This window comes from Streptomyces sp. NPDC079020, from assembly GCF_044542225.1.
GTDB lineage: Bacteria > Actinomycetota > Actinomycetes > Streptomycetales > Streptomycetaceae > Streptomyces.
On record NZ_JBITUB010000025.1, the window covers coordinates 49,149 to 67,077 of the forward strand.

The following is a 17,929-nucleotide window of genomic DNA, read 5'->3' on the forward strand; positions in this document are numbered from 1 at the left end:
CCGCGCGCGGCATCTGCGGCGTACCGCGGATCAGTACGGCTTGACCAGCACGTGGGCGGCCCCCGGAATACCGACCTTCAGCAGCTCGTCCTCCTCGGGCGTCGTCGCGTTGCCGGTCTCCTGCTTCAGGATCGCCCGTGACATGCTCTGCACCCACATGGCGCGCGGCCTGCGCCGGGCCTCCCAGGCGGTGAGGGCCGCGGCGACGTCGTCCTCGGCGTCCAGCGACTCGGCCAGCACCTGCGCGTCCTCGACGGCCATCGCCGCGCCCTGCGCCAGATGCGGGGTGCTGGCGTGCGCGGCGTCACCGGCCAGCACGACCCGGCCCACGTGCCACGGCTCCTCGACCGTCACCTGCGAGATCCGCGAGTACACCACGGCCCGCGGGTCGGTGACATGGCGCAGCGCCTCGGCGACCGGCCCGGAGAACCCGGCCAGCCGCTCCGCGAGCTGCTCGTGCGCCCGCTCCGGGTCCGGCCGGAAGTCCTCGGCCTCGGCGAACACCGCGCCCAGATACATCAGTTCGTCCGTGATCGGGGTCAGCAGCGCCTTCGCGGCCTGATTGCCCGTGCTCATCACGACACCCTGGACCTCGGGCTGACGGGGCACGGTGACCCGCCAGTTGGCGAAGCCGGTGTACTCGGGCCGGAAGCGGTCGCCGTAGAGCCGGGTGCGCAGCGGCGAGCCGATGCCGTCGAAGCCCACGACCAGGTCCCAGCGGGCGGCCGAGCCGTCGGACAGGGTCACATCCACCCCGGCGCCGTCGTCGGTCAGCCCGGTGATCGTCGCGCCGAAGCGGACCGGCACTCCGGCGGCCGTCGCGGCATGGCCGAGCACCTCGGCCAGGACGGGGCGCGGTATGCCGTTGTTGGAGGGGGCATCGCCCATCCGCGGCTGCGGGATCCTGGCGAGCGTGGCGCCGGCCGGGTCGCAGATCGTCAGCACCTCCCACTCGAAGCCCGCCTTCACACAGGCGTCGAGCACCCCGATCTCCCGCATGACGTGCAGGGCGTTGGAGGGCTGGATGATGCCGACGCCGAGCGCGTCCAGCTCCTCGCGCAGCTCGACGACCTCGACGGTGTGACCGCGCCGGGCCAGCGCGACGGCGAGGGTCAGTCCGCCGATCCCGCCGCCGTGGATCAGTACGCGCAGGGGTGATGCCATCTCGGATCTCCGATACGAAAGGTGAGAGAGAAGAGGTACAGAGAAGAAGGGGGAGGGGCGGCGGTCAGCCGGCCGCCGCGGGCAGGCTCATCAGGTGGTCCACCAGGGCCAGCAGCACATCGCGTCCGAACGGCCGCTCGCGCACATCACCGATCAGCAGCGGGACATGCGGGTCGAGGTCGAGCGCGGCCCGGATCTCCTCGGTGGTACGGGTGTTGTGACCGTGGAAGCAGTTGATCGCCACGACGAACGGGATGTCCCGGCTCTCGAAGAAGTCGATCGAGGCGAAACTGGTGTCCAGGCGCCGGGTGTCGGCGATCACGACACCGCCGAGCGCCCCGTTGACCAGGTCGTTCCACATGAACCAGAAGCGTTCCTGGCCGGGGGTGCCGAAGAGGTAGACCACCAGCTCCGGGCTGACCGTGATCCGCCCGAAGTCCAGGGCGACGGTGGTGGTGTCCTTCTGGCCGACACCGGCCAGGTCGTCCACCCCGATGCTGGCCTTGGTCAGGTACTCCTCGGTGCGCAGGGGCGCGACCTCGCTGACGGCGCCCACCAGGGTGGTCTTTCCGACACCGAAGCCGCCGGCTATGAGGATCTTGACGGCGCTGGGCGCGGTCTGAGGGGTTGTCATCTTGGTTCAGAGTCTCCGGAGTCCGTCACGTACAGCGGCCAGCAGGCCCATCCGGGCCCCGCCGGACGCCCGTGCCACCGACAGCGGGGCACGGGCCAGCAGCAGGCCCTGGGAGACCAGGTCCGCCAGCAGAATCTTGGTCACCGAGACCGGCAGATCGAGGTCGGCGGAGACCTCGGCGACCGCCGCCGGGCGGCGGCAGCGGTCCAGGATCATGCGGTGCTCCGGCTGGAGCCTGCCCGCCCGCAGGGGAACACCGTGGACGTCCCGCGGGTCGTCCGCGGTCGTCAGCACGGTGATGAGGGTGAAGTCGTCGCGCTCGGGAGCGGTCCGGCCCCGGGTGATGGTGTACGGGCGGACCATGGTGCCCGCGCCGTCCTCCTCCGGCTCCTCGTCCCAGTAGGGCGTCACACCCGCTGCCCGTCCCCGGTACCGAATGCGTCGAAGTCACCGCGCACCGGCGCGCTGAGCTTCTGGCCGACCTGCTGGACCAGGTTGTGCATGGCCAGGGACATCACCTCGGCGTCCACCTCCTGCGAGGCGACCACGGCCAGATGGGTGCCCTGGCCCGCCGTGATGATGAAAAGCCACAGGTCGGCCAGTTCGACGATGACCTGGTGGACGGATCCACCGTTGAACAGCTGGCCGACACCCCGGGCAAGGCTCTGCTGGCCGGTGCAGATGGCGGCCAGCCGCTCGGCGTCGGCGCGGTCGATGGTGCGCGAATGGCTCACCACCAGCCCGTCGTCGGACAGCAGCACGGCGTTCAGCGTCTCGGCCACCGAGTCCACCAAACCGTCGAGCAGCCAGTCGAGATCCTGGAGGGTGGCCGTTGTGCGTGTCATGACCGTTCTTCTCTCGTGGGGAGGGGGGCTGAGGGTGGTTCGGGCCGTGCCTGCGGTTCCTCGGCCGCGCGTGCCGCGCGCGACCTCCGCTGGAACGCCCCGATCGCGGCACCGGCCCGGCGGGGGGCCGGCCGGAGCAGCGGGTTCTCGTCCCAGCTCGGGGGCCTGGGGACGGCGGGCCGGGCGGCCGGGTCGATCCGGAGCTCGTCCACCAGACTGGCCTGGCGGACCCGGCGCGGGAGCGGGGGCTCCCCACCGGACTCCGCGGGCGCCGGTGCCGGGGGGAGGGCCGGGTGTTCGGACACCGTTCCGGGCCGCGGGGTGACGGGACCGCTCTCCGTGTACGGCTCGGGCAGCGACGGCTCGGAGTACGACGGCTCCGGGAACGCGGGCTCCGCGTACGCGGGCTCCGTGTACGACGGCTCCGGGAACGACGGCTCCGACGCCGGGTACGGGTCCTCCGCGGACGCGTACGGGTGGCCCGGCACCGGGTACTGCCCCGCGGCCGTCATGTACGGCTGCTCCTGCGCCGCGTACGGGTCCTCGGCCGGGGCGTAGCCGTTCGGCTCCCCGGCGTACGGGCTCTCGGGCGGCGGGTAGCCGGACCCGGCACCGGACCCGGCGGCCGGGTAGGAGGACCCGGTGGCGTACGGCTGCCCGGCCGGACCGTAGGACTGCTCGGGCGACACGTACGGCTGGTCGGACGGGGCGTACGTCTCCTCGGGCGACGTGTACGGCTGCTCCGGCACGGAGTACGTGCCCTCGGCACCGCCGTACGACTGCGGGCCGGCCTCGTACGGGTTCTGCGCGGCGGTGTACGGCTGCCCGGGGACGGCGAACAGACCTGGCTGCGCGGGCTGCGCGGGCTGCTCGGACCGGCCCGGTAGGTCCGGCAGGCCGGCCGGGTCCTGCTGTCCGGAGGGGGCCGGGCGTTCGGCGCGGGCGGCGGCGTGGTCGACCAGGGCGGTGACCCCCGCCATCGCCCTGCCCTGAACCCGGGTGGGCAGGGCGCCGGGAGCGGCGGCGGGCACCGCGGACCGGTCCTCGGGGGAGGGGTTCCCGGCGGCCGGCGGCACCGCGACGGGTCCGGCGGACGGATCGGCGACGGTCAGCTCGTCGGGGACCAGGACGACGACCCGCGTGCCGCCGAAGGCGGACGGCCGGAACTCGACCCGCAGACCGTGCTGGTCCGCGAGGCGGGCGATCACATAGAGACCGAGCCGGATGTCGTCGGCGTGTGCGAGGACGTCCATCCGGGGCGGCCGGCTCATCAGCTCATTGGCCTCGGCCAGCTGGTTCTCGTCCATCCCGAGACCGCGGTCCTCGACCTCGATGGCCAGACCCCGGCTCACCTTGGCGGCCCGGACCTCGACCGGGCTCGGCGGCCGGGAGAAGGTCAGCGCGTTCTCGATCAGCTCGGCCAGCACATGGGAGACCGGACCGATGGCCCGTTCGGCCAGCCACGGGGCGCCGTCGAGATCCAGCACCACACGGCGGTAGTCCTGCACCTCGCCCTGCGCGGAGCGCATGACGTCCAGCAGCGGTACGGGCTTGCGCCAGCGCCGGTGCGGGGAGCCGCCGGCGAGGATCACGAGGTTCTCCTCGTACCGCCGCAGGCGCGCGGTCAGATGGTCCAGGTCGAAGAGCCCGTCCAGTACCTCCGGGTCCTCGTGCTTGCGCTCCAGCTCGTCCAGCTTCTTCAGCTGCTGGCCGATCAGCTGCTGGGTGCGGCGGGCGATGCGCTGGAGCAGCCGCTCGAAGCCGCGGTGCTGGTCGGCCTGTTTGACGGCGGCGTTCAGGGCGCTGGTGCGCGCCAGGTTGAGCGCGTCGCCGAGCTGGGTGAGTTCATCGGCCCTGCCGTCGGCGTTCTCCGGCTCGATCGCGCGCGCCTCGGCCTCGACATCGATCTTCTCGCCCTGGCCGAGCCGTTCGACGACATCGGGGAGCGTCTTCTCCAGCTCCTCGGCCCGCTCCTGGAGGCGGCCGATCCGGCGGCGCAGGTTACGGGTGAGGCGCCAGGTGGTCACGATGACCGCGATCACGGCGGCCAGACCGATCACGGTGGTGAGCGCCATCTTGAGGAGCAGGGACATGACGGTGCCCTTGCCCTCCTCGACGACCAGCGCGGTGCGGTGCTCCAGCAGGTCCACCAGCTGGGGGGTGAGGTCGTCCATCGCCCCGCGCCAGGTCTTCTGTTCCGTGCCGAGGGCCACCATGCCCGCGTCGTCGGGGGAGGCGGGCCGCAGGATCTGCTCCTCGGCCGCCGTCTTGGCCTGCCACGCGTCGCTGCCGGTGATCTCCCGCCACATCGCCCGCTCTTCGTCGGGGAGATAGGGCACGACCTTGGTGCCGTACTGGAAGGACTGTCCGGACACCTCCTGGCGCAGCTGCTGGAGGTCCTCGACGCTCAGCTTCCCCTTGGGCCAGCCGCGGGCCAGGATCGCGTCCGAACGGGAGATCATCTCCTTGGTCCAGAACAGGTCGACGAGCGGCTGTGACAGCGTGGTCACCCGGCCGTTGTCCACATGGCTGAGGGCGGAGAAGAGCTTGAGGTCCACGGAGATCAGGTCGGTGTAGTAGTCGTACACCACCGTCTGCTGCTTGCTGTCGCCCCGGTCGACCAGGGTCCGCTGGGCGGGGAGCTGGTTGATCTCCTCGCGGGCCTTGGCGACGGCGTCCCGGACCTCGGCGGGAGCATCGTCCGCGGACACGTCGGAGAAGGACCGGAAGGTGTCGATCGCGTCGTCGGTGAGCTTGCGCTGACGCTCCAGAGCGTCGGTGGGACCTCCGGGGCGGGCGAGAGCCTCGGCGCTGAGCCGCCGCTCCTCCTGCAGGTTGTAATACACGATATTGGACGGCTGGCCGGCCTTCTCGGCCAACTGTCCCTGGGCTGCCTGGCGTTGAAAGTCGAGCAGTGTCTGCCCACTGGTGACGGCCCAGAGGGCGGCCAGTGCGACACCGGGGACGATGGCCAGTACGAGCAGGGCTGTCCGCAGCGACATGGTGGTCGAGTCGGTCCGCCGAGACGCGCGCGTGCGCAGGGCTAGCTCCTTGACGATGGGTACCAGCCTCACGACTGGTCAAATCTGTTGAGAACTTCGACACATAGATATTAGTCACACTGCAAAAAAGAAGAGAAAGCGGCCTCACACGGACAACACGGCGCGCCCACGTCTTCGCCATGAATCCCGTGCCGGCGGGGCCGGCCGGGGGTACGGCCCGTACCGCTCGGGTAGCGGGCCGGCCCGCCCGGGGTGAGGGTGGAACCGTGACCAGTGAACCGCCCCCGCACCCCGCCGCCAGGTCGTACGACGGCGAGGGCATCACCGTGAGCTACGACGCCCACCGCTGTCTGCACGCCGCCGAATGCGTGCACGGGCTGCCCTCCGTGTTCGAGGTCGGGCGCAAGCCGTGGATCATGCCGGCCAACGCCTCCGCCGACGAGGTGGCCGACGTCATCCACCGCTGCCCGAGCGGAGCTCTCCAGTACCACCGCACCGACGGCCTGCCCGACGAGGTCCCCGATGTGCCCACGCATGTCTCCCTGCGCGCCGACGGCGTACTCCATCTGCGCGGGGATCTGCTGGTGGACACCCTCGACGGCCCCCGGCGCGAGACCCGGGTGATGCTGTGCGGCTGCGGGCGCACGGGAAACGCGCCGTACTGCGACCACAGCGGGGCATGCGCCGACCACGTCTGACCGGGTCCGGCCGGAGCCGTCCCCCTCCGGCCCCGTCCGGCCGGAGCGGGGCGAGTCCGGAGCGAGGCGAGGCGGGTGAAGCGGGCGGGGTGAAGCGGCACGGCGGTCGTACGCCGCGCGGCCCGGTTGCCGCGCCCTGTACGGTCCGGGTGCCGTACGGCGCGCCGTACGGGTGAACGGTCCTGGGGGATATATCTGTATTTAGTGCTTCTTCTTCCGGATGTCCCACCGTGACCGCGCTCATCGTCTGTCATTTCCTGCTGGCGGCCTGCGCGGGCCCTCTGGTGCACCGGTTCGGCAGCCGGGCGTTCGTGGTCCTCGCCCTGCCCCCCGCCGCCGCCACCGTCTGGGCGGTCACCCAGTGGGGCACCACGGCCTCCGGACGGCCGGTCACCTCGTCCTGGCCCTGGATCCCGCAGTACGACGTCTTTGTCGCCCTGCGCCTGGACGCCCTGGCCGAACTGATGGTGCTGCTCGCCGCCGGGGTCGGCACGCTCGTACTGCTCTACTGCGCCTCCTACTTCGCCGACGACACCCCGCAACTGGCCAGGTTCGCCGGAAATCTGCTCGCCTTCGCGGGCGCGATGCTCGCCCTCGTCCTCGCCGACGACCTGATCACGCTCTATGTGTTCTGGGAACTCACCACGGTCTTCTCCTACCTGCTGATCGGCCACGGCAGCGAACGCAAACAGAGCCGCCGCTCCGCCCTCCAGGCGCTGACCGTGACCACGTTCGGCGGGCTCGCGATGTTCGTCGGCTTCCTGATCCTCGGTCAGGCGGCGGGCACCTACCGGATCTCCGCCATCGTCAGCGACCCGCCCGAGACGACCCTCGCCGTTTCGGTGGCCGTCGTCCTGGTCCTGATCGGGGCGCTGTCGAAGTCCGCGCTCTGGCCGTTCTCCATGTGGCTGCCGAACGCCATGGCCGCACCGACCCCCGTCAGCGCCTATCTGCACGCCGCGGCGATGGTCAAGGCCGGTGTCTACCTGGTGGCGCGGCTCGCCCCCGCCTTCGCCGACGTCCCCGTCTGGCGCCCGGTCGTCCTGGTGCTCGGTGCCGCGACCATGCTGCTCGGCGGCTGGCGCGCGCTGCGCCTCAACGACCTGAAACTCGTCCTCGCCTACGGAACCGTCAGCCAGCTCGGCTTCCTCACCCTGCTCGCCGGGGTGGGCAGCCGGGACGCGGAGCTCGCCGCCGCTGTCATGATCTTCGCCCATGCGCTCTTCAAGGCCCCGCTGTTCCTCGTCACCGGCATCGTCGACCACGCGACCGGCACCCGCGACCTGCGCAGACTCTCCGGCGTCGGCCGTGCGCTGCCGCATGTCGCCGTCGTCGCCCTGCTCGCCGCCGCGTCCATGGCCGCCCTGCCGCCGATGCTCGGGTTCGCCGCCAAGGAGGCCGCCTTCGAGGGGCTGCTGCACGGGGACACCGCCGACCGCTGGACGCTCGCCGCCGTCGTCGCCGGTTCGGCGCTGACCACCGCGTACACCGTGCGGTTCGTCTGGGGCGCCTTCGCCCGGAAGCCCGGCCTCACGGACACCCCTGTCCACCGCGTCGGCTGGGCGTTCCTCGCCCCACCGGCTCTGCTCGCCGTCTGCGGGCTGGTCCTGGGCCCCGGTGTCGGCTGGACCGACCGGCTGTTCAGCGCGTACGCCGACGTGTTCCCCGCCCCCGCGCACCCGTACCACCTCGCCCTCTGGCACGGTGCGGGCACGGCCCTGCTCCTGTCGGCGCTGGCCTGGGCGTGCGGTGCCGTGCTCTTCGCCGGGCGCGCCCCCCTCACCCGGCTCGCCCGCCGCGTCGCCTGGCCCAAGGCCGACAGCGTCTTCGGCCACCTGCTGCTGGGGCTGGAACGCCTGGCCCTCCAGGTCACCGGCTTCGTCCAGCGCGGTTCGCTCTCCGTCTACCTCGCCACCACACTCCTGGTGATGCTCGCCGGGCAGCTCGCGGTGCTCATCATCGACCGCCCCTGGAGCGGAGCCGTGGCACCCCGGCTCTGGGACACCCCGCTCCAGGGCGCCGTCGCCGTACTGACCTGCGCCGCGGCCCTGTGCTGCCTGACCGTGAGCCGCCGGATGAAGGCCGTCGTACTGGCGGGCCTGACCGGATACGGGGCGGCGCTGCTCTTCGTCGTCCAGGGCGCCCCGGACCTGGCGCTCACCCAGTTCTGCGTCGAGACCGTGTCGATGATCGTGTTCGTGCTGGTGCTGCGCCGGATGCCGGTGCACTTCCAGGAGTCCGTGAGCACCTGGCGGCGCGCCGCCCGCGTCCCGGTGGCCCTGGGCGCCGCGGCCACCATCGGCGTGGCGGTGTGGGTCGCCGCCGCCGCGCGCATCGCCGCCCCGGCCGGTGCCGCGATGGTCACGGAGGTCGCCCACCACGGGCTCAAGGACGTCGTCGCCACGATCCTGGTCGATCTGCGGTCCTGGGACACGATGGGGGAGTCCGCGGTCCTCGCCGCCGCGGCCATCGGCGTGACGAGCCTGATCTATCTGCACCGCCGCAGCGAAGGCCCCATGGGCCCGGAAGAGTTGCGCGGCCGGACCGCCTGGTCGCTCTCGGCGAGCTCGCTGAGCGGACTGTCACGGGGCCTGGAGACGGCCCCCGAGCGCAGCTGGCTGGCGGCCGGCGAGACGCTCGCCCCCGAACACCGCTCCGTCGTCTTCGAGGTGGTGGCCCGGCTGCTGTTCCACCCGATCCTGGTGCTCTCGGTGTATCTGCTGTTCTGCGCCGAGAACATGCCGGGCGGCGGCTTCGTCGCCGGACTCGTCGCCGGGCTCGCCCTCATCACCCGCTATCTGGCCGGCGGCCGCTTCGAACTGGCCCAGGCGGCCCCCCTGCAGCCCGGACTCTTCACCGGGCTCGGCCTCTTCGTGTCCACCGGGGTCGCGCTGCTCGGCCTCGTCGACGGCACCGTGCTGCACGCCTGGACGTACAAGGGCCATCTGCCGGTGTTCGGCGACTACCACCTGGGGACGGCCGTACTCTTCGACTTCGGGGTCTATCTGCTGGTCCTCGGCGTCGTGCTGGACATCGTGCGGGCCCTCGGAGCCAAGATCGACCGGCAGATCGAACGGGCGGCGGGCGTCCTCGCCCCGGCCGGCGGCCCCGAAGCGGCCGGCGGCCCCCGATGACCGTCAGCGCCTCGCTCCTCGCCACCGCCGTGGTGCTCTGCGCGGTCGGCGGCATCCTCATGCTCACCCGGCCGCTGACCCGCATCCTGCTCGGCGCCGTCATCGCGGGCAACGGCATCAACCTGCTCGTCCTGTCCGCGACCGGCTCGGCCGGTGCGGCTCCCCTGCTCTACGGCGTACCGCTGGGCCAGGTCACCGACCCGCTCCCGCAGGCCATCGCCCTCACCGCGATCGTCATCACCCTGGCCACCACCGCGTTCCTCCTCGCCATGGCCTACCGGGGCCACCAGCTCACCGGCAGCGACGAGGTGCACGACGACCTGGAGGACCGGCGCATCGTGCTGCGCGCCGAGGTGATGGGGGAGCGGGCCCAACTGCGCGAGGAATACCGCTCCGGGGCCGAACCCACCCGCGAGGAACGTGACCGCTACCTGGAGGAACGCCGCCGCCTGCGCTCCCGGCTGCGCGCCGACCGCGCCCTCCAGGCCCGCGGACGCGACGCGTCGGGCGATCTGTGGCACGACGTCCTGGGGGCGGACCCGGAGGACTACGCGCGCCAGGGGAACGCCGGTGCGCACGACGACCGAGGAGTGACCGGATGAACGCGCTCGTCCCGCTGCCGGTGCTGCTGCCGCTCTGCGCCACCGGCCTCAGCCTCGCCTTCGGCACCAGGCTCAAACGCTTCCAGCGCTTCATCAGCGTCGCCGTGCTCTCCGCCGTCACGGCGCTCTCGGTCGTCCTGATGATCGCCGCCGACACCCGGGGACCGCTCTCCGTCCACCTCGGCGACTTCGCACCGCCGCTCGGCATCACCCTGGTCGCCGACAGGCTGTCCGGGCTGATGCTGACCGTCTCCTCGGCCGTCACGCTCTGCGTGCTGGTCTACTCGCTCGGCCAGGGCATGGCCGACCGGGACGAGGAGACACCGGTGGCCGTTTTCCACCCCGCGTATCTCATCCTGGTCGCAGGGGTCTCCTGCACCTTCCTGGCCGGAGACCTCGTCAACCTGTACGTCGGCTTCGAGATCATGCTGGTGGCCAGCTTCGTCCTGCTGACCCTCGGCGGCACCGGCCCCCGCATCCGGGCGGGATCCACCTACGTGATCATCTCGCTGTTCTCCTCGATGCTGTTCCTCACCGCCATCGCCATGACGTACGCGGCGACCGGCACCGCGAACTTCGCCCAGCTCGCCGAGCGCCTGGGCGAACTCCCGCTCGGTGTGCAGACCCTGATCCAGGCGATGCTGCTGACGGTCTTCGCGATCAAGGCCGCCGTGTTCCCGCTGGCCGCCTGGCTCCCCGACTCCTATCCCACGGCCCCGGCCCCCGTCACCGCCGTCTTCGCGGGACTGCTCACCAAGGTCGGCGTCTACTGCATGCTGCGCACGGAGACGCTGCTGTTCCCCGGCAACCGGCTCGGCGATCTCCTGATGGCCGCCGCACTCGCCTCGATGGTCATCGGCATCCTCGGCGCGGTCGCCCAGACCGACCTGAAGCGGCTGCTCTCCTTCACGCTGATCAGCCACATCGGCTACATGGTCTTCGGTATCGGACTCGCCACCCGGCAGGCGTACGGCGGTGCCATCGTCTACGTCGCCCACCACATCACCGTCCAGACGACGCTGTTCCTCGTCGCCGGGCTCATCGAACGCCGCGGCGGCACCACGGAACTCACCCGGCTCGGCGGACTGGCCCGCGCCGCACCGGTCCTGGCGCTGCTCTTCTTCGTCCCCGCGATGAACCTCGCCGGGATTCCCCCGCTGTCGGGGTTCATCGGGAAGCTCGGACTCATGCGGGCGGGTGTCGCCGACGGCGGCGTCTGGCCCTGGATCCTGGTCATCGGATCGGCCGTGACCAGCCTGCTCACGCTGTATGTGATGGCCAAGGTCTGGAACCTGGCGTTCTGGCGGGCCGCGCCCCCCGGCCAGGCCGCCGACGGCACCGTCCTGGAGTCCGACGACGACAACGACGACGACGCCGACGAGGGCCCCGACAACATCCCCGGAACCGGCGACGAGGGCATCGCCCCCCGGCCCCACCCGGCCGGCCGGGTCGTCGCCGCCACCCTGCACGGCCGGGCCGTCACCACCACGACCCGGCTGCCCCGCACCATGACCGCGGCCACCGCCGCCACCGTCGTGCTCGGTCTCGCCTTCACCGTGCTCGCGGACCCCCTGACCTCGTACACCGACCGGTCGGCCGCCGAGCTCCTGCGGCGGACCCCCTACATCGAGGAGGTGCTCGGCCGGTGAGACGCTTCCTCACCCTGTCGTTCCACAACGCCGATCTGCCGCCCTTCAGCTGCCAGTTCGGCGACCGGCGCAGACGGGTGCTCGACCTGCCGCTGATCGCCTGGCTCACCGTGATCTGGGTCCTGCTCTGGTCCACGCTCACCTGGGCCAACGTGGTGACCGGTGTGGTCGTCGCGGTCGCCGTCTGTCTGGCCTTCCCGCTGCCCCGGGTCGATCTGGGACTGCGGCTGCACCTCTGGGGCATCCTGCGGCTCGTCGCCTATCTGCTCTACGACATGTACACCTCGGGAGTGAAGGTCACCCGGCAGATCTTCGCCGGGCACCCCCACCGGGCCGCCGTCATCGGCGTACCGCTGCGCTGCCGCAGCGACCTGATGCTCACCGCGACCGCCGTGGCCGTCTCCAATGTGCCGGGCGGCTCGATCGTCGAGCTGCGCCGGGCCACCTCCACGGTGTTCCTGCACGTCCTGGACGCGGACCGGCCGGAGGAGCTCGAAGCCGCCCGGCGTTCGGTGTGGCGGCTGGAGGAACTGACGGTACGGGCCTTCGGCACCCCCGACGAGATCGTCAGGGTGGCCGGCCCGCCCCCGCCGCACCGCACCCGGACAGCGGGAGGGACCTGACATGAGCGCACCCGAGTACGTCGACCGGATCCTGCTGATCGCCGCCGTCGTGATGGTCGTCGCCGCCGGGGCACTGCTGCTGATCCGGATCTGGCTCGGCCCCTCCATGCTGGACCGGGCGATCGCGCTGGATGTGTGTGCCGCCCTGATCATCGCGGGTCTCGGCGCCAAGTCCGCCGTCGCCCGGGACTCGTTCTACTTCCCGATCATGCTGGTGCTGGCGTTCCTCGGCTTCACCGGATCGGTGGGCATCGCCCGCTTCATCGCCGTACGCGACCGGCCGCTGTCCCGCCGGGTGCCACCGCCCGGCACCGGAAGCCAGGAGGGGCCGCGGTGAACGTCTGGTTCCGGATCACCGACACGGCGGGTGCCGTCGTGCTCCTCGTCGGGGCGCTGATCTGTCTGCTCGGAGTGATCGGCATGCTGCGGCTGCCGGACGTCCTGTCCCGCAGCCATGCCGCGACCAAGCCGCAGACGCTCGGGATGCTGCTGGTGCTGGCCGGGGTGGCGCTGCGGCTGCGCAGCGGCATGGACCTCGCCACCCTCGCCCTCATCGGCTTCTTCCAGATGCTGACCGGCCCGGTCGCCGCGCATCTGGTGGCCCGGTCCGCGTACCGGACCGGGCAGATCGACCACGCCGAGCTGCTCTTCGACGAACTCGACGAGCAGCTGACCGAGGAGAGGTGACCGAGGAGAGGTGACCGGGAGACCGGTCAGGCCCCCGGCAGCCGGTCCAGGAAGCCGCTGACCGAACTGATCCGCCCGTCCCCGGCCAGCCGGATCACGTCGAACCCGGCGGCGGGCGCCGAACCGTCCGCCCCGGAGACCAGGTCCCAGGTGAAGCGCACCAGGTCGTGGTGCGCGTCCGGGGTACCGGTCGGACGGAAGCCGTGGCCGGGGAACTGCCGGTGCGCACCGCTGATCGCGGCCACCAGCCCGTCGTGGCCCCGCACATCGGCCAGCGGGTCGGTGTAGGTGGCGTCCTCGGTGAAGGCCGCGGCCACCGCCTTCTCCAGCTCCTGGGGAGAGGTGGTGTTCCAGGCGGTGAAGTAGCGCTGAACGGCGTCCTCGTATGCGGTCACGGTGCGTCCTCTCGCCGGGGCCGCGGGGGCCCTCGTCCTGCCGCTCCGGTGTTCCGGGGCGGTGGACACACCATGACGCGGGGGCCGGTCCGGGGTCGATTACCTCCCGGGTAAGGGAGATCGCCCGCTCCGCCCCACGGGGACACATTCCGCGTGCCATGATGCGGGCAATGCCGGACGCTGGGGGGCGTATGGGAAGCACAGGTACAGCACTGCGCGAATTGCGCGGCGCGCAGAAGACGTCCAAGGGCGTCTCGCTCTACTCGCGGTACGTGAACCGCCCGGCGGGGCGGCTACTGGCCGCCGTGGCCTTCCGGGCGGGTCTGACGCCCAACCAGGTCACGCTCGCCAGCGCCCTGTTCACCTTCGCGGCGATCTCCGCGCTCGCCCTGGCCCCGCCCTCGTGGGGGCTGGGTCTCGCCGTCTGCGCGGGGCTGGTGACCGGCTTCGCCTTCGACTCGGCCGACGGCCAGCTCGCCCGGCTCACCGGCAGGGGCGGCCCCGACGGCGAGTGGCTGGACCATGTCGTGGACTGCGCGAAGATGATCCTCGTCCACACCGCAGTGCTGATCTCCTTCTACCGCTTCATCGAACTGCCGGGCGACGTATGGCTGTTGCTCCCGCTGGGCTTCCTGTTCGTCTCGGTGCTCACGTTCTGCGCCGGACTGCTGCGCGAACAGCTCGGCCGGGCCGCCGTCCGCTCCGCACCGGCCCCTTCCGCCCCGGCTCCCTCCGCCCAGGCGCCGGCATCCCGGCTGCGGGCCGTGGCGCTCCTTCCCGCGGACTACGGGGTGTTCTGCCTGGTGTTCCCGCTGCTCGGCGCACCCGGGGCCTTCAGGACCGGGTACGCCGTGCTCGCGGCCGTGCACGCGGTGTTCCTGGTGGCTTTCCTCGCCAAGTGGTTCAGGGAGCTGAAAGCGTTCCGGGTTGACTGACCAGGACATCCAGCGCCCGGCGCAACTGGGTGCTGGAGGTGTGCACGGTGTACGGGAAGTAGACGACCTCCACGCCCACTTCGGCGAAGTCCCGCTCCAGCCGTCTCCCCTTTCCCGTGCCCCGCCAGTCGTCGCCCTTGAAGATCACGTCGAACCGGACCTGCTGCCAGGTCTCGATCTTGTCCGGCACCGTCTCGACGAACGCGGCGTCCACGTGACGGATGCTGCGGACGATCTCCAGCCGCTCGGGCAGCGGGATCACCGGCTTGTGGCCCTTGGCCAGGGCGGCCATCTCGTCCGAGACGACCCCCGCGACCAGGTAGTCGCACTGACTGCGGGCGTGCCGCAGGATGTTCAGGTGCCCGACGTGGAACAGGTCGTACACCCCCGGTGCGTAACCGACTCTGTGCTGCGCCATCCGTTCTCTCCCCCCACGGTGAACGCGATGTGTGGTGATGTGCCAACGACCCTACTGTGAAGAACACTTGTGCAACCCGTGAACGGATAAGCTCAAGGGGGCTGTTCCCCGGGGGAGTGGCTGCCGTTCCGGGGGGAAGGCGATCGTGTGATGTCCGCTGTCGACCAGCACAGGCCGTTCGGGAACCGCCGACTTCTGGTGGTCTCGACCAACTACGCACCGGAGCTCACGGGCATCGGCCCGTACGCCACCCAGCTCGCCGAGCACTGGGCCGCTTCCGGCGCGCTGACCCAGGTGCTCACCGGCATGCCGCACTACCCGTCCTGGCGGGTCGAGGCGAGCTACCGGGGAGTGTGGCGGGCGACCGAGACCCGTGAGGCCGTCAGCGTGCACCGCCGGAGGCACTATGTGCCGTCCCGTCAGACGGCGCTGCGCAGAGCTGCGTTCGAGGCCACGGTCCTCGGGCACGGGCTCCTCGCACCGCCGCCCGGACGCCCGGACGCCGTGATCGCCCAGATGCCGAGCCTCGCGGGCGGGGTCATCGGTGCCCGGATCGCCCGCCGCCACCGCGTCCCCTACCTCCCCGTCGTCCAGGACCTGATGGGCGCCGCCGCCGCGCAGAGCGGCATCCGGGGCGGCGGCAGAGCGGCGGCCGTCGTCGCCGCCGCCGAGCGGTACGCGCTGCGCCACGCCGCCCTCGTCGGCGTCATCCACGAGAGTTTCGTACCGGGCGTCAGAGCCCTCGGTGTCGACCCCGCGCGCATCCGGCTGGTCCCCAACTGGACCCATGTGCAGGGGCCCACCGCCGACCGGGCGGCCACCCGCGCCCGACTCGGCTGGGCCGAGGGCACCCCGGTCCTGCTGCACTCCGGGAACATGGGCCTCAAACAGGGGCTCGAAGTCCTGGTCGACGCCGCCCGCCGGGCGCCGGACATCCGCGTCGTGCTGATGGGCGACGGGAACCAGCGCGACGCGCTGCGCGCCCGAGCCTCGGGACTGGCCAACCTCGACTTCCTGCCGCCCGCCGGGGCCGGGGAGTTCACCGACATCCTCGCCGCCGCCGATGTCCTCGCGGTGACCCAGCGCGCCTCGGTGCTCGACATGAGCGTCCCCTCCAAACTGACCTCCTACTTCGTCTCCGGGCGGCCCGTCGTCGCCTCCGTCGCCGACGAGGGCGGCACGGCCGACGAGGTGCGCCGCTCCGGCGCCGGCACGCTGGTCGCCCCGGAGGACCCGGCCGCCCTGCTCGACGCCGTACGGAAACTGGCCCAGGACCCCGTCGGCGCCGACGCGCTCGGCGCACACGGGCCCCGCTACGTCGCGCGGCATCTGAGCAGGGAGGCGGGGCTGGCCCGCTTCGACGCACTGCTGGCCGAGGTCCTCGGCACCGCACAAGGGAGCCCACGCCGATGACGCATCAGATCCGCACCCTGGACGAACAGGACGAACCGGCGCTGCTGCGGGACCAGTTCCGCCAGCTCCTGCGCTACCGGCGGCTGCTGGGCGCCGGCGTCGTCATCGGGCTGATCGGCGGCGCGTACCTCGCCCTGGGCGGTGAGGACACCTACACCGCGACCGGCGAGGTCCAGGTCCGCTCCGCCACCGCCGACCCCTTCGCCACCGGCGCCTCGGCCGACAAGGGCATCAACATCGGCTCCGAGCGGCAGACGGCGGTCAGCGACACCGTCGGTGCCCTGGCGGCCAACGCCCTGGCCCAGTGGGGCGACCGTGTGCCCGCCGGTGAACTGCTCTCCGGCCTCCAGGTCACCAACCCGCCCAACACACTCACCCTGCGCTTCGCCTACACCGGCAGCACCCCCGCCCAGGCCGGCACCCGCGCCGAGGCCCTCGCCAACGCCTACCTGGAACACCGCAAGGCGCGCACCGAACAGAGCATCGCGAACATGGCCACCGGCTACCGGGCCCAGCTCGAACCGCTGGAGGACAAACGCGATCTGCTGGAGGAGGAGATCGGGGCGGGCGAGGCCGACGACGTGAGCAGCGCCCGCGCCAACATCATCGTCTCCATCTCCGAACTCAGCAGGAAGATCTCCGAGTTGGAGGCGCTGGACACCACACCCGGCTATCTCAACAAGAAGCCCGTCCCCCCGACGGAGCCCACCGGGGCCGGGCTGCCGCTGCTGCTCGGACTCGGTGGCGTCGTCGGCCTCGCGCTCGGCCTGCTGATGTCCTGGGTGCGCCTCGTCTTCGACCCGGCCGTCCGCTCCACCCGCGAGGTCGTCCGCTGTGTGGGCGCCCCGCTGCTGGGCACCCTGCCCCGCGAGCGCAACGCCCCCGGCTCCCTGCTCGCGATCGGGCGGGGCGGCAGCCGGCTCGCCGAGGAGTACCGCGCCGTCGCCTTCCGCCTCGCCTACGACCCGTCCTTCGCCCGGAGCCGCCGGCTGCTGGTCACGGCACCCCGCGGCGACAACGCCGCCGCGGCCGCGGCAGCCGCCAACCTGGCCGCCGCGTTCGCCGAGATGGGGCGTGACGTACTCCTCGTCGAGGCCGACCTCCGCACCCCGTCACTGGCCCGGGACCTGGGCCAGGCCGCCTACGGCGTACGGCCGCGCTGGGCCGGGGACCCGGCGGCCTCCCCCCGCAACGCCCGGAACAATCCGCACGCCCCGGGCAACTGGCCCGCGGGCACCCGCTCCAACGTGGACGTCCCCGGCTCCGGAGCCTTCGCCCTGGTCGCCGGGGTCACGGTGGACAATGTGCCGCGCGCCCTGACCTCGGCGTCCGTCGGCCGCATCGTCGCCGAGGCCGACCGGCCCGGCGCGGTGGTCATCGTCCTCGCCCCGCCCGTCCTGGCGTACGCCGACGCGGTCGCCCTGGTGGACCGGGTGGAGGGTGTCATGGTGGTCTGCGACCCGCGTGAGGTGCACCGCAGCGACCTGGAACGCATCCGGGAGATCATCGGCGCCTCCGGCGGCTCCGTGCTGGGCGTCCTGCTCCACCCGGCGCGCGGCCGGGGCGTACGCCGGCCGCGCGCCGGGCGCCAGAAGTCCGCCCGGCGCCGGAACGGCTCCGGACCGGGCGCCCACACCGGAGCGGTGAGCACCGGTGACCCCAGCGAGACGCTCGGCCTGCGCCCCTACGACCTTCCCGCCGGGCGCCCATGAGAACACCCTCACGGGAGC

17 protein-coding genes are annotated in these 17,929 nt (G+C 72.1%); 10 read left to right on the plus strand and 7 right to left on the minus strand.

Features of this window, described 5'->3' with window-relative positions; translation table 11 throughout:
- Nucleotides 1-30 precede the first annotated feature (30 nt).
- The 5 genes from ACIGJO_RS33355 to ACIGJO_RS33375 form a co-directional block, all read right to left on the minus strand.
- Nucleotides 31-1,164 carry an FAD-dependent monooxygenase gene (locus ACIGJO_RS33355; RefSeq protein WP_399964698.1) on the minus strand — a complete coding sequence of 378 codons (1,134 nt, stop codon included), beginning with the start codon at nt 1,162-1,164 and terminating at the stop codon, nt 31-33.
- 64 nt (nt 1,165-1,228) lie between these two features.
- Complete coding sequence (locus ACIGJO_RS33360; RefSeq protein ID WP_266924817.1) at nt 1,229-1,798, minus strand: ATP/GTP-binding protein; 570 nt, start codon at nt 1,796-1,798, stop codon at nt 1,229-1,231.
- A 6-nt stretch (nt 1,799-1,804) separates the two neighbouring features.
- Nucleotides 1,805-2,209 (minus strand): DUF742 domain-containing protein, encoded by a 405-nt coding sequence (locus ACIGJO_RS33365; protein WP_399964700.1) that lies wholly within the window; start codon nt 2,207-2,209, stop codon nt 1,805-1,807.
- Nucleotides 2,206-2,643 carry a roadblock/LC7 domain-containing protein gene (locus ACIGJO_RS33370; protein WP_266924819.1) on the minus strand — a complete coding sequence of 146 codons (438 nt, stop codon included), beginning with the start codon at nt 2,641-2,643 and terminating at the stop codon, nt 2,206-2,208. The genes ACIGJO_RS33365 and ACIGJO_RS33370 overlap by 4 nt, the downstream gene beginning before the upstream one ends.
- On the minus strand, nt 2,640-5,717 hold the full coding sequence (locus ACIGJO_RS33375; protein ID WP_399964703.1) for a nitrate- and nitrite sensing domain-containing protein: 3,078 nt from the start codon (nt 5,715-5,717) through the stop codon (nt 2,640-2,642). The genes ACIGJO_RS33370 and ACIGJO_RS33375 overlap by 4 nt, the downstream gene beginning before the upstream one ends.
- Before the next feature lie 194 nt (nt 5,718-5,911).
- Between ACIGJO_RS33375 and ACIGJO_RS33380 the strand changes: the two genes are divergently transcribed.
- From ACIGJO_RS33380 to mnhG, 7 genes are all read left to right on the plus strand, one after another.
- Nucleotides 5,912-6,343 carry a (4Fe-4S)-binding protein gene (locus ACIGJO_RS33380; RefSeq protein ID WP_399964705.1) on the plus strand — a complete coding sequence of 144 codons (432 nt, stop codon included), beginning with the start codon at nt 5,912-5,914 and terminating at the stop codon, nt 6,341-6,343.
- 230 nt (nt 6,344-6,573) lie between these two features.
- Nucleotides 6,574-9,477 carry a Na+/H+ antiporter subunit A gene (locus ACIGJO_RS33385; protein WP_399964707.1) on the plus strand — a complete coding sequence of 968 codons (2,904 nt, stop codon included), beginning with the start codon at nt 6,574-6,576 and terminating at the stop codon, nt 9,475-9,477.
- Complete coding sequence (locus ACIGJO_RS33390; protein ID WP_399964709.1) at nt 9,474-10,079, plus strand: Na(+)/H(+) antiporter subunit C; 606 nt, start codon at nt 9,474-9,476, stop codon at nt 10,077-10,079. Before ACIGJO_RS33385 ends, ACIGJO_RS33390 begins: the two co-directional genes overlap by 4 nt.
- The gene (locus ACIGJO_RS33395) at nt 10,076-11,728 is read left to right on the plus strand and encodes a Na+/H+ antiporter subunit D (protein ID WP_399964711.1); all 1,653 of its coding nucleotides are present in this window, start codon (nt 10,076-10,078) and stop codon (nt 11,726-11,728) included. Before ACIGJO_RS33390 ends, ACIGJO_RS33395 begins: the two co-directional genes overlap by 4 nt.
- Nucleotides 11,725-12,351: a Na+/H+ antiporter subunit E gene (locus tag ACIGJO_RS33400; protein ID WP_399964713.1), complete on the plus strand. Its 627-nt coding sequence runs from the start codon at nt 11,725-11,727 to the stop codon at nt 12,349-12,351. The genes ACIGJO_RS33395 and ACIGJO_RS33400 overlap by 4 nt, the downstream gene beginning before the upstream one ends.
- Before the next feature lies 1 nt (nt 12,352).
- Nucleotides 12,353-12,688 carry a monovalent cation/H+ antiporter complex subunit F gene (locus ACIGJO_RS33405; RefSeq protein ID WP_399964715.1) on the plus strand — a complete coding sequence of 112 codons (336 nt, stop codon included), beginning with the start codon at nt 12,353-12,355 and terminating at the stop codon, nt 12,686-12,688.
- Nucleotides 12,685-13,038 carry a monovalent cation/H(+) antiporter subunit G gene (mnhG, locus tag ACIGJO_RS33410; RefSeq protein ID WP_399964717.1) on the plus strand — a complete coding sequence of 118 codons (354 nt, stop codon included), beginning with the start codon at nt 12,685-12,687 and terminating at the stop codon, nt 13,036-13,038. The genes ACIGJO_RS33405 and mnhG overlap by 4 nt, the downstream gene beginning before the upstream one ends.
- A 26-nt stretch (nt 13,039-13,064) precedes the next feature.
- Here mnhG and ACIGJO_RS33415 read toward each other — a convergent pair whose 3' ends face one another.
- Entirely contained in the window at nt 13,065-13,433 is a 369-nt protein-coding gene (locus ACIGJO_RS33415) for a nuclear transport factor 2 family protein (protein ID WP_399964719.1), read from the minus strand.
- A 191-nt stretch (nt 13,434-13,624) separates the two neighbouring features.
- On the opposite strand from ACIGJO_RS33415, the gene ACIGJO_RS33420 reads away from it, so the two are divergent.
- Entirely contained in the window at nt 13,625-14,368 is a 744-nt protein-coding gene (locus tag ACIGJO_RS33420) for a CDP-alcohol phosphatidyltransferase family protein (RefSeq protein ID WP_399964721.1), read from the plus strand.
- On the opposite strand, the gene ACIGJO_RS33425 is transcribed toward ACIGJO_RS33420, so the two are convergent.
- A complete protein-coding gene (locus tag ACIGJO_RS33425) occupies nt 14,337-14,786 on the minus strand; it encodes an adenylyltransferase/cytidyltransferase family protein (RefSeq protein WP_399964723.1) in 450 nt (149 codons plus the stop codon). The two genes, ACIGJO_RS33420 and ACIGJO_RS33425, sit on opposite strands and share 32 nt — an antisense overlap.
- A 150-nt stretch (nt 14,787-14,936) precedes the next feature.
- Here ACIGJO_RS33425 and ACIGJO_RS33430 point away from each other — a divergent pair, with 150 nt between their 5' ends.
- Both ACIGJO_RS33430 and ACIGJO_RS33435 read left to right on the plus strand, forming a co-directional pair.
- Entirely contained in the window at nt 14,937-16,199 is a 1,263-nt protein-coding gene (locus ACIGJO_RS33430; RefSeq protein ID WP_399964726.1) for a glycosyltransferase, read from the plus strand.
- Nucleotides 16,196-17,911, plus strand: coding sequence for a lipopolysaccharide biosynthesis protein (locus tag ACIGJO_RS33435; protein WP_399964728.1), 1,716 nt, complete (start codon nt 16,196-16,198; stop codon nt 17,909-17,911). Before ACIGJO_RS33430 ends, ACIGJO_RS33435 begins: the two co-directional genes overlap by 4 nt.
- Nucleotides 17,912-17,929: the final 18 nt, after the last annotated feature.